The 13,806-nt window shown below is 67.3% G+C and carries 10 protein-coding genes; 6 read left to right on the plus strand and 4 right to left on the minus strand.

Annotated features, from left to right (window positions below; all coding sequences use genetic code 11):
- Positions 1–158: 158 nt before the first annotated feature.
- Positions 159–1,676 (plus strand): polyphosphate:AMP phosphotransferase, encoded by a 1,518-nt coding sequence (gene pap, locus SMCB_RS01775; protein ID WP_045534613.1) that lies wholly within the window; start codon positions 159–161, stop codon positions 1,674–1,676.
- Between the two features lie 37 nt (positions 1,677–1,713).
- Here the strand turns inward: pap and prmC are convergent, their stop codons facing one another.
- Genes prmC through hemA form a run of 3 tightly spaced genes read right to left on the minus strand, consistent with a single transcriptional unit; the run spans position 1,714 to position 5,061 of the window.
- Entirely contained in the window at positions 1,714–2,634 is a 921-nt protein-coding gene (gene prmC, locus SMCB_RS01780) for a peptide chain release factor N(5)-glutamine methyltransferase (protein ID WP_045537402.1), read from the minus strand.
- A gap of 26 nt (positions 2,635–2,660) precedes the next feature.
- A complete protein-coding gene (prfA, locus tag SMCB_RS01785) occupies positions 2,661–3,776 on the minus strand; it encodes a peptide chain release factor 1 (RefSeq protein WP_045534614.1) in 1,116 nt (371 codons plus the stop codon).
- 7 nt (positions 3,777–3,783) lie between these two features.
- Positions 3,784–5,061, minus strand: a complete 1,278-nt coding sequence (hemA, locus tag SMCB_RS01790) for a glutamyl-tRNA reductase (RefSeq protein ID WP_045534616.1) — start codon at positions 5,059–5,061, stop codon at positions 3,784–3,786.
- Positions 5,062–5,136: 75 nt separating this feature from the next.
- On the opposite strand from hemA, the gene SMCB_RS01795 reads away from it, so the two are divergent.
- The 3 genes from SMCB_RS01795 (at position 5,137) to SMCB_RS01805 (ending at position 10,118) form a co-directional block, all read left to right on the plus strand.
- Positions 5,137–5,436, plus strand: coding sequence for a hypothetical protein (locus SMCB_RS01795; RefSeq protein ID WP_338056285.1), 300 nt, complete (start codon positions 5,137–5,139; stop codon positions 5,434–5,436).
- A 141-nt stretch (positions 5,437–5,577) separates the two neighbouring features.
- The gene (locus SMCB_RS01800) at positions 5,578–9,585 is read left to right on the plus strand and encodes a DUF3683 domain-containing protein (RefSeq protein ID WP_045534620.1); all 4,008 of its coding nucleotides are present in this window, start codon (positions 5,578–5,580) and stop codon (positions 9,583–9,585) included.
- Between the two features lie 101 nt (positions 9,586–9,686).
- Complete coding sequence (locus SMCB_RS01805; RefSeq protein WP_045537404.1) at positions 9,687–10,118, plus strand: HIT family protein; 432 nt, start codon at positions 9,687–9,689, stop codon at positions 10,116–10,118.
- A 30-nt stretch (positions 10,119–10,148) separates the two neighbouring features.
- Here the strand turns inward: SMCB_RS01805 and SMCB_RS13210 are convergent, their stop codons facing one another.
- On the minus strand, positions 10,149–11,735 hold the full coding sequence (locus SMCB_RS13210; RefSeq protein ID WP_045534622.1) for a methyl-accepting chemotaxis protein: 1,587 nt from the start codon (positions 11,733–11,735) through the stop codon (positions 10,149–10,151).
- Between the two features lie 310 nt (positions 11,736–12,045).
- On the opposite strand from SMCB_RS13210, the gene ubiE reads away from it, so the two are divergent.
- A complete protein-coding gene (ubiE, locus tag SMCB_RS01815) occupies positions 12,046–12,777 on the plus strand; it encodes a bifunctional demethylmenaquinone methyltransferase/2-methoxy-6-polyprenyl-1,4-benzoquinol methylase UbiE (RefSeq protein ID WP_045534623.1) in 732 nt (243 codons plus the stop codon).
- Between the two features lie 24 nt (positions 12,778–12,801).
- The gene (locus tag SMCB_RS01820) at positions 12,802–13,803 is read left to right on the plus strand and encodes a Tim44 domain-containing protein (protein WP_045534624.1); all 1,002 of its coding nucleotides are present in this window, start codon (positions 12,802–12,804) and stop codon (positions 13,801–13,803) included.
- Positions 13,804–13,806 lie beyond the last annotated feature (3 nt).

Here is a 13,806-nt window from a genome sequence, read left to right on the forward strand (position 1 = left end):
CCCTAGGCCGCGCTGCAAAAATTTTTCCCCGTCTTGTGGTGGATCAAGGCCGACGGGGGGATTGCCAGCAAAGCTTGGAATTATATGCATCTGCGCCAGGTTAGGGAAGGGCTTTGTGTGTTTTTGGCGCTACAGTGCGTTTGTAGGAGGCAGTTTAGATGTTTGAATCGGCAGAAATTGGGCACCGGGTCGAAAAAGAGCGCTGGAAGCAAGAGTCGGCGCGCCTGCGCCAGGCGCTGTTGCAAGCCCAGTACCGGCTGCTGCATGAGGCGCACACGGCGGTGCTGATTTTGGTCAACGGCGTCGATGGCGGTGGCCGCGGCGAGACCGTAAACACGCTCAACGAGTGGATGGACCCGCGCCACATCCGCACCGAAGCCTTTGGCCCGCTCACGCCCGAAGACCGCAAGCACCCCGAGATGTGGCGCTTTTGGCAGGTGTTGCCGCCCAAGGGCCGCATCGGGATTTTTTTCGGCTCCTGGTACACCGACCCGGTGTACTCTTATGCCCGGGGCGGCGAGCCCCACGACCGTTTCGTGCAGCGGCTGGAGCGCATCCGCCAGTTTGAGCGCATGCTGGTTGCCGAAGGGGTGGTGCTGGTCAAGCTGTGGTTTCACTTGTCCAAAAAAACGGCCAAGGAGCGCCTCAAAGCCCTGCAATCCGACCCCAAAACCGCTTGGCGCGTCACGCCCCAAGAAAAAGACAACCTGCGGCACTACGACCGCTTCATCGAGGTGAGCGACGAGGCGCTGCGCAAGACCAGCATCGGTGAGGCCTCGTGGCTGGTGATCGACGGCAGCGACCCAGCCTACCGCACCCTGAGCGCCGCGCAGCACCTGCTGCAGGTCATGCAGGCGGCGCTCGCCCGCCCGGTGGCCGCAGGCGAGGCTACCCCGGCACTCGCCGCCGCCGACCGGGTGTTGCAACAACCGCCATTTCTAGCGCTCGACCAGCGCAGCCTGCTCAAGGCGCAGGATTACTCGCGCAGCCTCAAGCGCAGCGTTTATGAAGACGAACTCGAACAATGGCAAGGCAAGCTGGCCTTGCTCAGCCGCGACGCGCGCATGCAAAAACGCGCGCTGGCGCTGGTGTTCGAGGGCATGGACGCGGCCGGCAAGGGCAGCACCATCCGGCGCGTCACGCAGGCGCTGGATGCGCGCTTTTACCGCGTGGTGCCGGTGGCGGCCCCGAACGAAAACGAACGCGCCCAGCCCTACCTGTGGCGCTTTTGGCGCTACATTCCGGCGCTTGGGCGCGCGGTGATCTTTGACCGCTCGTGGTATGGCCGGGTGCTGGTCGAGCGCGTCGAAGGCTTGTGCGCTCCGGCTGACTGGCTGCGCGCCTACGGCGAGATCAACGAGTACGAAGAGGAGCTGAGCGATGCCGGGGTGGTGATCGTCAAGTTCTGGCTCGCCATCACGCCCGAGGAACAGCTGCGCCGTTTTCGCGAGCGCGAGCAAACGCTGTACAAAAACTTCAAGATCACGCCAGACGACTGGCGCAACCGCGAAAAATGGCCGCAGTACGAGCGCGCCGTGGAGGAGATGATCGACCGCACCTCGACCCAAGTCGCGCCGTGGCACATCGTGGCCAGCGACAACAAACACTGGAGCCGCATCGAGGTTTTGCGCCACCTGTGCCAGCGGCTGGAGGCGGCACTGGAGCGAGTGGCGTGATGGTCTACGCGCAGGACTGGTCTGCGCTCACAGCCACTCAAGCCGGCGCTTGCTGCCCGCCGCTGCAGCGCCGGTGGCCGGCGAGGTCGAGCCGGTGCGTCACGCTCTGGTAGCCGTGCGTGCGCAGCAGGGCGGCCACGGCGTCGGCCTGATCCCAGCCGTGTTCGAGCAACAGCCAGCCACCGGGCTGCAGGTGGGCGCGGGCGCTGGCGATGATTTCACGCAGGTCGTCTAGGCCATCGGGCCCGGCCACCAGCGCCTGCTGCGGCTCGTGGCGCAAGGCGGGCAGGTGCGGGTCGGCGGCGCGGATGTAGGGCGGGTTGGACACGATCAGCCCCAGCGCGGCTGGGGGCGTGTGCGGCTCGTCTAGAGGGGGCAGGGCGCTACCTGGGTCTGCTTGGGCTGGCGGGGAGCCAGCCGCTTTCGGCCAGCCGCGCAGCCAGTGGCCGTGGCGCAAGCGCAGCGGCAGGCGCAGCCGCGCGGCGTTGGCGCGCGCCACCTCTAGGGCATCGAGGCTGGCGTCGAGCGCCCACACTTGGGCCAGCGGCCGCTGCTGTTGCAGCGCCAGCGCGATGGCGCCGCTGCCGGTGCCCAGATCGAGCACCGGCACGGCCTGCCCCAGGGGCAGCAGCTCGAGCGCCCAGTCAACCAGGGTTTCGGTGTCGGGGCGCGGGTCGAGCACGCGCGCGTCGATCTGCAGCGCTAGGCCGTAGAACTCGCGTTGGCCGCTCAGGTAGGCCAGCGGCTCGCCGCTCAGGCGGCGCGCGCACAGGGCGTGGTAGCGCTGGGCGGCGGTGCTGGGCAAGGGCGCATCGCCATGCGCCAGCAGCCAAGCGCGCTCGTGCGGTTGGCGCCCGAGCGCGTGTAGCAGCAGCAGCTGGGCTTCGAGCCGCGGCAGCCCGGCTCGCTGCGCGCTGTGGCAAGCGGCCTCGGTGCTGGTCGATTCGGTGCGGGCCATTTCGGTGCTGGCCGCGGGCAGGCCGGTCACGCCAGCGCCCCGCGCTCGCTCTGGGCGGCGCGCTGCTCCAGTTCGCCCAGCAGCTCGGCGCCGCGTGCCAGCCGCAGCGCCTGCAGCACTTCGTCTAGGTCGCCCTCTAGGATTTGCCCCAGTTTGTAGAGCGTGAGGTTGATGCGGTGGTCGCTCAGGCGCCCCTGCGGGTAGTTGTAGGTGCGGATGCGGTCGCTGCGGTCACCGCTGCCGATCAGGCCCTTGCGCTCGGCGGCTTCGCGGCTGGCGCGTTCGCTGCGCTCTTTTTCCTGCAGGCGCGCTTGCAGCACCTGCAGCGCCTTGGCCTTGTTGCTGTGCTGGCTGCGCCCGTCTTGGCATTCGGCCACCAAGCCGGTGGGCAGGTGCACCACGCGCACGGCGGAGTCGGTTTTGTTGATGTGCTGGCCGCCGGCGCCGCTGGCGCGGAAGGTGTCGATGCGCAGCTCGGCCGGGTTGAGGGTGATGGCCTGCGTCGGGTCGGGTTCGGGCAGCACCGCCACGGTGCAGGCGCTGGTATGGATGCGCCCTTGCGCTTCGGTGGCCGGCACGCGCTGCACCCGGTGCCCGCCAGATTCAAAGCGCAGCATGCCGTAGGCGCCGCGCCCCTCGAGGCGCAACACCAGCTCTTTGTAGCCCCCCAGCTCGGCCGGGGTTTCGCTCAGGGTTTCGACGCGCCAGCCCTGGCGCTCGGCAAAGCGGGTGTACAGGCGCGCCAGGTCGCCGGCAAAGAGCGCGGCCTCGTCGCCGCCGGTGCCGGCGCGGATTTCGAGGAAGGCGTTGCGCACGTCGTCGGGGTCGCGTGGCAGCAGCAGGGTTTGCAGTTCGGCTTCGAGCTGCGCCAGTTCGGCTTGCAGCTGCGCCGCTTCGAGCTGCGCCAGTTCGGCCAGTTCGGGGTCGGGGTCGAGGCTCAGGCTGTGCGCATGCTGCAGCGCGGCTTCGCGCTCGAGGTAGCGCAGGTAGGGTTGCACCACGGCGTCGGCCTCGGCGTGCTCGCGGCTGAGCTGGCGAAAGCGCTCGCGGTCGGCCACGGCGTCGGGCGCGCCCAGCAGGGCGTCGAGTTCGTGCAGGCGCAGCCGCTGGCGCTCCAGCGTGTGGCGGATGAAGGGCTTCACAGACGGTTCACAAGCGCCCGGGCCCGCGCAGGAACAGGCGCGAGACCGCTTCAGCGGTGGCGGCGCGGGTGTGTTCGTCGCCGGCGTGCAGCTCGGCCAGCGGGCCGTGCAGCATTTTTTGCGTCAGGCCGCGCGCCAGCGCTTGCAGCACGGCCTCGGTGTCCTCGCCGCGCGCCAGCCGCTTGCGCGCCCGCTCCAGTTCGAGCGCGCGCCAGTCTTCGGCCTGCGCGTGCAGCTGGCCGATCAGCCCGACCACGCCCTGGGCCGGGTCGCGCTGCTGCAGCCAGTGCATGAAACCCTGCACGCCAGAGTCGATGATCGCTTCGGCCTGCGCCACCGCCGCCTGGCGCTGGCTTTTGCCGTTTTGCACCACGTGCGCGAGGTCATCGACGGTGTAGAGGTACACGTCGTCGAGCCCCTTGACTTCGGCCTCGATGTCGCGCGGCACGGCCAGATCGACCATGAACATGGGCCGGTGGCGGCGCTGCTTGAGCGCGCGCTCGACCGCCCCGAGCCCAATCAGCGGCAGGGTGGAGGCGGTGCAGCTGATCACGGCGTCGAACTCGTGCAGCCGGTTGGGCAAATCGGACAGCCGCAGCGTTTCGGCCCCGAAGCGGCTGGCGAGCTTTTCGCCGCGCTCCAGCGTGCGGTTGGCGATGGCCATCGAGAGCGGCTGCTTGGCGGCAAAGTGGGTGGCGGCGAGTTCGATCATCTCGCCGGCGCCGACGAACAGCACCCGGATCTGGTGCAAATCTTCAAACAACTGGCCCGCCAGGCGCACGGCGGCGGCGGTCATGCTGATGGACTGCGCGCCGATGGCGGTGCTGCTGCGCACCTGCTTGGCCACCGCAAAGGAGCGCTGAAACAACTGGTGCAGCGTGCGGCCCAGGGCGCCGGCTTGTTCGGCGGCGCGCACCGCGTCTTTCATCTGGCCCAAGATTTGCGGCTCGCCCAGCACCATCGAGTCGAGCCCGCTGGCGACGCGAAAGGCGTGCCGTGCTGCGGCGTCGTCGTGCAGCACGTAGGCGTGGTGCAGCAGCTGCTGTGGGCTCACACCGCCGGTGTCGGCCAGCCAGTGCAGGGTGGGTTCGAGCGCGGCCTGCTCGGCGGCGCAGTAGATTTCGGTGCGGTTGCAGGTCGAGAGCAGCGCCGCCTCGGGCCGCTGCGCCAAGCCGGCGCGAAAGCGCTGCAGGGTGGGGGGAAGCTGGTCGAGCGCGAACGCGAACCGACCGCGCACGTCGAGCGGCGCGGTTTGATGGTTGATTCCTAGCGCCCAAACTGCCATAAGGGCCGGATTATAAAATCGAAGCGGATTTGCCCCTAGTTTGCCCCTAGTTTGTTGCCCCTACAGCAGGCCTGCGTGGCCGCACCACCCCACATGAGCTTCTTCGACGGCCTGCTGCATCTGTTCCATTTCTTCCTGCCGGCCTTAGGCATGGCGGCGCTGCTGGCGCCGGCGCTGGTCTGGGGGCAGGGCGCGGGCAGCCGGCGCGGTTCGCGCTTCAAAAGCCTGCTGCTGGGCTGGCTTGCTTTGTCGGCGCTGGGCGCGCTGGTGCTGCTGGCCGGGCTGTGGTGGCACGGGCGCGACGGCCGCATGGCCACCTACGCGGCGCTGGTGGTGGCGCTAGGCTCGGCAGTGGCCTACTGGCGCTCGCGCTGACTTCAAGGTTGGCAGGGGCGGCAACGGCGGCATGGGGATCACCGCATACCCTTGCGCGGCGCAGGCACAGCGCCGCAATGCCGCCCGGTGCAGGAAGGCGCTGCGTTAATATCGGCAACCCAGCCTGACGCTTTGGCCCTTATGAACGCCCCGATCCCGATGCAGCAGCTGCTCGCCGCCGCCGACGTGCAGCCGCGACTGCGCGAAATCCCCTACAACTACACCTCGTTTTCCGACCGCGAGATCGTCATCCGGCTGCTCGGCGCGCGCGCTTGGGAGGTGCTCAACCAGCTGCGCCAGGAGCGCCACACCGGCCGCTCGGCGCGCATGCTCTACGAGGTGCTGGGCGACATTTGGGTGGTGCAGCGCAACCCCTACCTGCAAGACGACCTGCTCGACAACCCCAAACGCCGCAGCGCGCTGGTGCAGGCGCTCGAACACCGTTTGTGCGAGATCGAAAAACGCCGCCGCCCGCTCGAAGACGGTGCGCGCGACGCGCTGGTGGGCGAACTGCTGGCGGCCGCGCAGCAGGCGGTGCGCGAGTTCGAGCGCCGATTCGTGGATGTGGCCACCCTGCGCCAGCGCGTGGCCAAGGCGCTGCGCCGCCACACCGCACGCGACAACGTCAAGTTCGACGCCCTGAGCCGCGTCAGCCACGTCACCGACGCCACCGACTGGCGCGTCGAATACCCCTTGGTGGTGCTCACGCCCGACAGCGAGGCCGAAACCGCCGCCTTGGTGCGCGCCTGCTTCCAGCTCGGGCTGACATTGATTCCGCGCGGCGGTGGCACCGGCTACACCGGCGGCGCGGTGCCGCTGTGCTGGAACAGCGCCGTCATCAACACCGAAAAACTCGAAACCCTGAGCGCCGTCGAAATGACTGCGCTGCCCGGCGTGGCGCAGCCCGTGCCCACGATCTGGAGCGAGGCCGGCGTGGTGACGCAGCGCGTGGCCGACGCCGCCGAGCGCGCCGGTTTCGTGTTCGCTGTTGACCCCACCAGCGCCGAGGCCTCGTGCGTGGGCGGCAACATCGCCATGAACGCCGGCGGCAAAAAAGCCGTGCTCTGGGGCACCGCGCTCGACAACCTGGCCAGCTGGCGCATGGTCACGCCCGACGCCGAGTGGCTGCAAGTCACGCGCCTGAACCACAACTTGGGCAAGATCCACGACGCCGAAATCGCCAGCTTCGAGCTGCAATACTTTGGGCCCGACGGCAAAACGCTGCTGCGCACCGAGGGCCTCGACATCCCCGGCGGCACCTTCCGCAAGGCCGGGCTGGGCAAAGACGTGACCGACAAGTTTCTCGCCGGCCTGCCCGGGGTGCAAAAAGAGGGCTGCGACGGCCTCATCACCAGCGCACGCTGGGTGTTGCACCGCATGCCGGCGCACACCCGCACCGTGTGCCTCGAGTTTTTTGGCAACCCCAAAGACGCGGTGCCCAGCATCGTTGAAATCAAAGACTACCTCGACCGCCTGCAACGCAACGGCAGCGCGCAGCCGGTGCTGCTGGCCGGGCTCGAGCACCTAGACGACCGCTACCTCAAGGCGGTGGGCTACAGCACCAAGAGCAAGCGCGGCGGCCTGCCCAAGATGGTGCTGATCGGCGACGTGGTGGGCGACGACCCAGACGCGGTGGCGCACGCCACCAGCGAGGTGGTGCGGCTGGCCAATGGCCGTGCCGGCGAAGGCTTTGTCGCCGTGAGCCCCGAGGCCCGCAAAAAGTTTTGGGCCGATCGCAAGAAAACCGCCGCCATCAGCCGCCACACCAACGCCTTCAAGGTCAACGAAGACGTGGTCATCCCGCTGGCGCGCATGGGCGAATACACGCTCGGCATCGAGCGCATCAACATCGAGCTGAGCCTGCGCAACAAGATTGAGCTGGCCGATGCGCTGCTGGCCTTCTTTGAGCGCGCCGCGCTGCCGCTGGGGCCGGTGGAAGACGCCGCCGACCGCCCCGGGCCGCAAGCGCAGCTCGAGCGGGCGCAGCAGGCGCGGGCGCTGATCGAGCGCGTGCGTGCGCAGTGGCAGGGGTGGCTCGACAGCCTCGACGGCTTCGCCGCCGCCCCCAGCCCGAATGTCTTGGATACCCTCGATGCCCTCAATGCCCTAGACGGCGTGGATGGCTCGAACGGCGCGCCCGCCGAGCGCAACAGCTTCGAGCCCTTGCAAGAGCAGCGCTGGCGCGCCAGCTGGAAGACGCAAATTCGCGCCCCGCTGCGCGCCCTGTTCACCGGCAGCGTCTGGGCGCCGGTGCTGGCCGAATGCGAGGCCATCCACCAGCGCGTGCTCAAGGGCCGGGTCTGGGCGGCGCTGCACATGCACGCCGGCGATGGCAACGTGCACACCAACATCCCCGTCAACAGCGACGACTACGCCATGCTGCACACCGCACACGAAGCGGTGGCGCGCATCATGGCGCTGGCGCGCAGCTTGGGCGGCGTGATCAGCGGCGAGCACGGCATCGGCATCACCAAGCTCGAATACCTGACTGAGGCCGAACTGGCCCCCTTTGCCGACTACAAGCAGCGCATCGACCCCGAAGGCCGCTTCAACCGCGGCAAACTGCTGCGCCACAGCCCCTTGTTCGAGCAGGCCGAGCAGCGCCGCGCCGACCTGAGCCAAGCCTACACCCCCAGCTTTGGCCTGATGGGCTACGAGTCGCTGATCATGCAGCAAAGCGACATCGGCGCGATTGCCGACTCGGTCAAAAACTGCCTGCGCTGCGGCAAATGCAAGCCGGTGTGCTCGACCCACGTGCCGCGCGCCAACCTGCTCTACAGCCCGCGCAACAAAATTTTGGCCACCAGCCTGCTGATCGAAGCCTTTTTGTACGAGGAGCAAACCCGGCGCGGCATCAGCCTGCGTCACTGGGAAGAGTTCGAAGACGTGGCCGACCACTGCACCGTCTGCCACAAGTGCCTGTCGCCCTGTCCGGTGAACATCGACTTTGGCGACGTCACCATGAACATGCGCAACCTGCTGCGCAAAATGGGCAAAAAGAGCTTCAGGCCGGGCAACGCCGCCGCCATGTTCATGCTCAACGCCACCCGGCCCGAGACCATCAAACTCGCGCGCAGCCTGATGGTGGGGGTGGGCTTCAAGCTGCAGCGCTGGGCGCACGGGCTGCTCAAAGGGTTGGCGAGAAAGCAGACCAACGCCCCACCCGCCACCCTAGGGACGGCCCCGATCAAAGAGCAGGTGATCCACTTCGTCAACAAAAAGCTGCCCGGTGGCCTGCCCAAAAAAACCGCGCGCGCCCTGCTCGACATCGAAGACCGGGCCTACGTGCCCATCATCCGCGACCCGCGCGCCACCAGCAGCGACACCGAGGCCGTGTTTTACTTCCCCGGCTGCGGCTCCGAGCGCCTGTTCAGCCAAGTGGGGCTGGCGACCCAAGCCATGCTCTGGCACGCCGGCGTGCAGACCGTGCTGCCGCCGGGCTACCTGTGCTGTGGCTACCCGCAGCGCGGCTCGGGCCAGTTCGACAAAGCCGAGCAGATCATCACCGACAACCGGGTGCTGTTCCACCGCGTCGCCAATACGCTCAACTACCTCGACCTCAAAACCGTGGTGGTGAGCTGCGGCACCTGCTACGACCAGTTGCAGGGCTACCAGTTTGAGCAAATCTTCCCCGGCTGCCGCATCATCGACATCCACGAATACCTGCTCGAAAAAGGCATCACCCTGCCCAAGACCGACGGCAGCTACCTGTTTCACGACCCCTGCCACAGCCCGATGAAGCTGCAAGAGCCGCTGCAAACCGTGAAGGCGCTGCTTGGCCCCAAGGTGCTCAAAACCGAGCGCTGCTGCGGCGAGTCGGGCACGCTGGGCGTGACCCGGCCCGACATTTCGACCCAAGTGCGCTTTCGCAAAGAGCAAGAACTGAAGCAAAACGCCGCCGATCTGGCCGCTTTATCGGTTCAGGCGGGCCCCGGCGCCGGCACGCGCCCCAGCAAGACCAAGGTGCTCACCAGCTGCCCGAGCTGCCTGCAAGGCCTGAGCCGCTACGGCGACGACCTAGGCGGCAACGGCCTGCTCGAGGCCGACTACATCGTGGTCGAGATGGCGCAGCAGATCCTAGGCCCCAACTGGCTGCCCGAGTACGTGGCGCGCGCCAACGCTGGGGGCATCGAACGGGTGCTGGTGTGAGCGGTGCCGCTGCGCCTCCTGCCCAAGCGGTGGCTTCGGCCCCGGCCGAGGCTGCGGCCCACGAACTGATCTGCCCCTTGTGCGCGCACGCCGGTGGCGTGATGCTGCTGCGCCAGCACAAGCTGCGCCTCGTGCGCGTGGCCAGCGTGCTCGATGGCAGTTTGCCCGCCGGCGTGCAGGCCGAGGCATTGGCAGAGCCCTTCCCGGCCTTTTACCGCGTGATCTGGAATGCCCACGTGCCCGAGTGGTCCGACCTCACCGAGGCCGAGCAGGGCTTGTGCATGCGCGCCGTCAGCGCCGTCGAGCGCGTGCTGCGGCGCCAGCTGCAACCGAGCAAGATCAACCTCGCGGCGCTGGGCAACATGGTGCCGCACCTGCACTGGCACATCGTGGCGCGCTTCGACTGGGACAGCCACTACCCGGCCCCGATCTGGGCGGCTGCGCAGCGCCCGCCGGACACGGAACGCTTGGCCCAGCTGCGCCTGCGCCTAAAGGCCTGCGACGCCGAACTGGCTGCTGGGCGCTGGTTGTGAACCGAGCCAAGTGGTCGCGGCTGCTGTTGTTTAGGCCGGGAGCGCGCTGCGGCCGGGGGCCCTACCCGCATCAGACGCCAAGGTAAAGCCGCGCACCAGCTCGCTCAAGTGCTCGGCCTGGCCCTTGAGGCTGGCGGCGGCGGCGGCGCTTTCTTCGACCAGCGCGGCGTTTTGCTGCGTCACCTGATCGAGTTGCTGCACCGCTTCGCCCACTTGCGTGATGCCTTCGGACTGCTCGTGGCTGGCGGCGCTGATCTCGGCAATCAGGTCGGTCACGCGCTGCACTTGGTTCACGATTTCGCTCACGCTCTGGCCGGCTGCCGCCACCTGTTGCGTGCCCGCACCCACCTTCTCGACGCTGGCGCCAATCAGGGCTTTGATTTCTTTGGCCGCCTGTGCGCTGCGCCCGGCCAGGCTGCGCACCTCAGAGGCCACCACGGCAAAGCCGCGCCCCTGCTCGCCGGCGCGCGCCGCCTCCACAGCGGCGTTGAGCGCCAAAATGTTGGTCTGAAACGCGATGCCGTCGATGACGTTGATGATGTCGGCAATTTTTTTGCTGCTGGCGGCAATCTCGTCCATGGTGCCCACCACCTGCGCCACCACGGCGCCGCCGCGTTGGGCTGCGGCACTGGCACCGCTGGCGATCTGGCTGGCCGAGCGTGCAGTTTCAGCGTTTTGCTTCACGGTTGCGGTGAGCTGCTCCATGCTGGCCGCGGTTTGTTCGAGGTTCGAGGCCTGGGTTTCGGTGCGGCTCGACAAATCGGCGTTGCCGCTGGCGATTTGGGCCGAGCCGGTGGCAATGGCGTCGGCGCTCTGGCGCACCTCGTGCACCACGCGGCTCAGGCCGGAGTTCATGGCGTCAAGCGCGCGCAGCAGGGCCGCGCTTTCATCGCGGTTGGTGGTGGGTGTGATGCGCGTGCTCAAGTCGCCCTGGGCTGCGCTTTGCACCAGCGCCAGCGCTTGCTGCAGCGGCCGTGTGATCGAGCGCGTGATGGCCCAGGCCAAGCCCGCCCCCAGCAGCAGCGCCAGCAGGGTGCCGAAAATGATGATCAGATTCACCCACTGGTTGAGGCTGGTGGTGGCATCGTACTCAGCGCGGGCCATATCCACGTTGTACTGAATCAGGGCTTCGAGGTCGGTGCGCGACTGGCGCGCCAAGCCCGACATGCGCTGGTCGTAAATCTGACGCGCTTGATCCAAGTTGCCAGCCAGGGCGGCGGCGATCATGGGGCGCAAACCCTCATCGATAAAGGCCTTGCGCGAACGCGCCAAGGCGTCGGCGAGCCGCTGCTCTTGTGCCGATAGTTTGGTGGCCAAATAGGCCTGCCATTCTTGCTCGATGGTTTGTAGATTTTTTTGGAACTCGTCTGCGCGCGCTTGCACGTTGGCGGTCGGGTCGGCTACCGTGTCCATGGCCAGAATGCGGTTGCGCTGCATCAAGAATCCGATGCGCTCAAAGTGCTGCAGCGGCACCAGGTTGTTGTGATAGACGTTGTTGATGTTGCGGTACATCAGATCAGTGGCCACATAGGCCAGAGCCGACAGCGCCAGCATCAGGCTAAGCAAAACGCCGCTCAGCAAGCCTAAGCGTGGGCCGAAACGCAGGTGTTGAATCATGTACCAAAAACCTCAGATGTGTTGGAAGAGCAAGCCGCACAAATCCCAAAATGGACTGACCCCGAAACGGCGCGCTGAGCGTGCGCTGCAAGTGCCTCAAAAGTCTATGGCAGCCAACCCAGCAGGGGAATCTAGCATCTTGACCCTATAGATCCGTGCGCTGTGGAGAATATGATACACGATGCCGGTGACACTGCTGGCGCTCCCTGGATACCCCTCGGCGCTTCACCGCCCAGCTTGCCGGCGCAGCTGCGGCTTATGGGTGCCCAGATACCGCGCCCCAGCCCCAAACCCGCTACCATAGCGCCCCATGAGCCAGACCCATTTCGGATTCGCCGCCGTCGAGGAACAAGACAAGGCGCGCCACGTGCGCGCCGTGTTCGATTCGGTGGCGCCGCGCTACGACCTCATGAACGACCTGATGTCGGGCGGCCTGCACCGCTTGTGGAAGCGCTACGCGGTGGCGGTGGCCAATGTGCAGCCGGGGCAGCGCGTGCTCGACCTCGCTGGCGGCACCGGTGACTTGGCGCGCGCCTTCGCGCCGCTGGTGCAGCCCGGCGGCGTGGTGGTGCACACCGACATCAACGAGGCCATGCTGCGCGAGGGCCGCGAGCGCCTGCTCGACGCCGGTGTGCTGCTGCCCACGCTGGTCTGCGACGCCGAGCGCCTGCCCTTCGACGAAGGCGCGTTCGACCTAGTCACGGTGGCCTTTGGGCTGCGCAACATGACGCACCAGCAGCACGCGCTGCAAGAGATGCACCGGGTGCTGCGCCCGGGCGGCAAGCTGCTGGTGCTGGAGTTTTCCAAAGTGGCGCCGCCGCTGCAAGCCGCTTACGACTGGTACAGCTTCAACATCCTGCCGCGGCTGGGCCAGTGGGTGGCCGGCGATGCTGGCAGCTACCGCTATTTGGCCGAATCGATCCGCATGCACCCGGATCAGGAAACTTTGCGTGGCATGATGCGTCAAAGCGGCTTCGGGCATGTGGACGTGCACAACCTCACGGCCGGCGTCACGGCCTTGCACGTGGGCATCAAGTGTTGATTTTTCAATGAAAGTGAGCGAGACATGAAGTTTTGGTCGATTTTTCTGGCGCTGATGCTGGCGCTCACCTCCTTTGATGCCTTTGCGCAAAAACGCTTTGGCGGCGGCGGCTCCTTCGGGCAGCAGTCGGGCAATGTGCAGCGCAACGCCACCCCAGCGCAACCGGCGCAAGCCCCGGGCCAGCGCGCTGGGCAGGCCACACCCAATCAGGCCCCGGCTTCGCGCCCTTGGGGGGCCATGCTGGGCGGCTTGGCCGCGGGTCTGGGCTTGGCTTGGCTGGCTTCCTCGCTCGGTTTGGGTGAAGAGTTTGCCACCCTGCTGCTGTTCCTGCTCGCTGGTTTGGCGATCATGGTGGTGGTGGGCCTGATTCTGCGTGCCCGCGCGGCTTCGTCGGGCCGTTCGCCCTTCGCCCTGCAAGGCGCCGGTGGCCAGTACACGGCGCGCAGCTACCAGCCCGGCAACGTGGGCAACGACGCCTCGGCCCGGCCTTGGGAGCGCAGCCAGAGCGGCTTTGGTGGCAGCCCGGCCCCGACCCATGGTGGTGGCAATCAAGGCGGTAGCCAAGGCGGCAGCCTGATCGGCTCGGCCTTGGGCGGTTCGGCGCTGGGCGGCAGCCAAAGCTGGGGCGTGCCTGCAGACTTCGACACCGAAGGTTTCCTGCGCGCCTCCAAAGCCAATTTCGTGCGCATCCAAGAGGCTTGGGACCGCGCCGACATCGCTGCCCTGCGCACCCTGATGAGCGACGAGATGGTGGGCCACATCCAGGCCCAGTTGGCTGAGCGCGCCGCCGAGCGCGAGCGCGCAGGCGCCCCGCTGGCACAGAAAAACGAAGTGCTGATGCTCGAAGCGCAGCTGCTGGGCATCGAAGACCGCGGGCACGACTACATGGCCAGCGTCGAGTTCTCGGGCATGATGCGCGAAGAAGGCTCCGCCGGCCCCACGCCGATGCGCGAAGTCTGGAACATCACCCGCCCCAAACAAGGCCCCGGTGGCTGGGTGGTGGCGGGCGTGCAGGCCATGCACTAAGAG

The organism is Serpentinimonas maccroryi (genome assembly GCF_000828915.1).
Taxonomy (GTDB): Bacteria; Pseudomonadota; Gammaproteobacteria; order Burkholderiales; family Burkholderiaceae_C; genus Serpentinimonas; species Serpentinimonas maccroryi.

What these genes read in the sequence shown, in the direction of transcription:
- pap (WP_045534613.1), top strand. Translation starts at nt 159, where the DNA reads ATGTTTGAATCGGCAGAAATTGGGCACCGGGTCGAAAAAGAGCGCTGG.
- prmC (WP_045537402.1), bottom strand. Translation starts at nt 2,634, where the DNA reads ATGGCCCGCACCGAATCGACCAGCACCGAGGCCGCTTGCCACAGCGCG.
- hemA (WP_045534616.1), bottom strand. Translation starts at nt 5,061, where the DNA reads ATGGCAGTTTGGGCGCTAGGAATCAACCATCAAACCGCGCCGCTCGAC.
- SMCB_RS01800 (WP_045534620.1), top strand. Translation starts at nt 5,578, where the DNA reads ATGAACGCCCCGATCCCGATGCAGCAGCTGCTCGCCGCCGCCGACGTG.
- SMCB_RS01805 (WP_045537404.1), top strand. Translation starts at nt 9,687, where the DNA reads ATGCTGCTGCGCCAGCACAAGCTGCGCCTCGTGCGCGTGGCCAGCGTG.
- SMCB_RS13210 (WP_045534622.1), bottom strand. Translation starts at nt 11,735, where the DNA reads ATGATTCAACACCTGCGTTTCGGCCCACGCTTAGGCTTGCTGAGCGGC.
- ubiE (WP_045534623.1), top strand. Translation starts at nt 12,046, where the DNA reads ATGAGCCAGACCCATTTCGGATTCGCCGCCGTCGAGGAACAAGACAAG.
- SMCB_RS01820 (WP_045534624.1), top strand. Translation starts at nt 12,802, where the DNA reads ATGAAGTTTTGGTCGATTTTTCTGGCGCTGATGCTGGCGCTCACCTCC.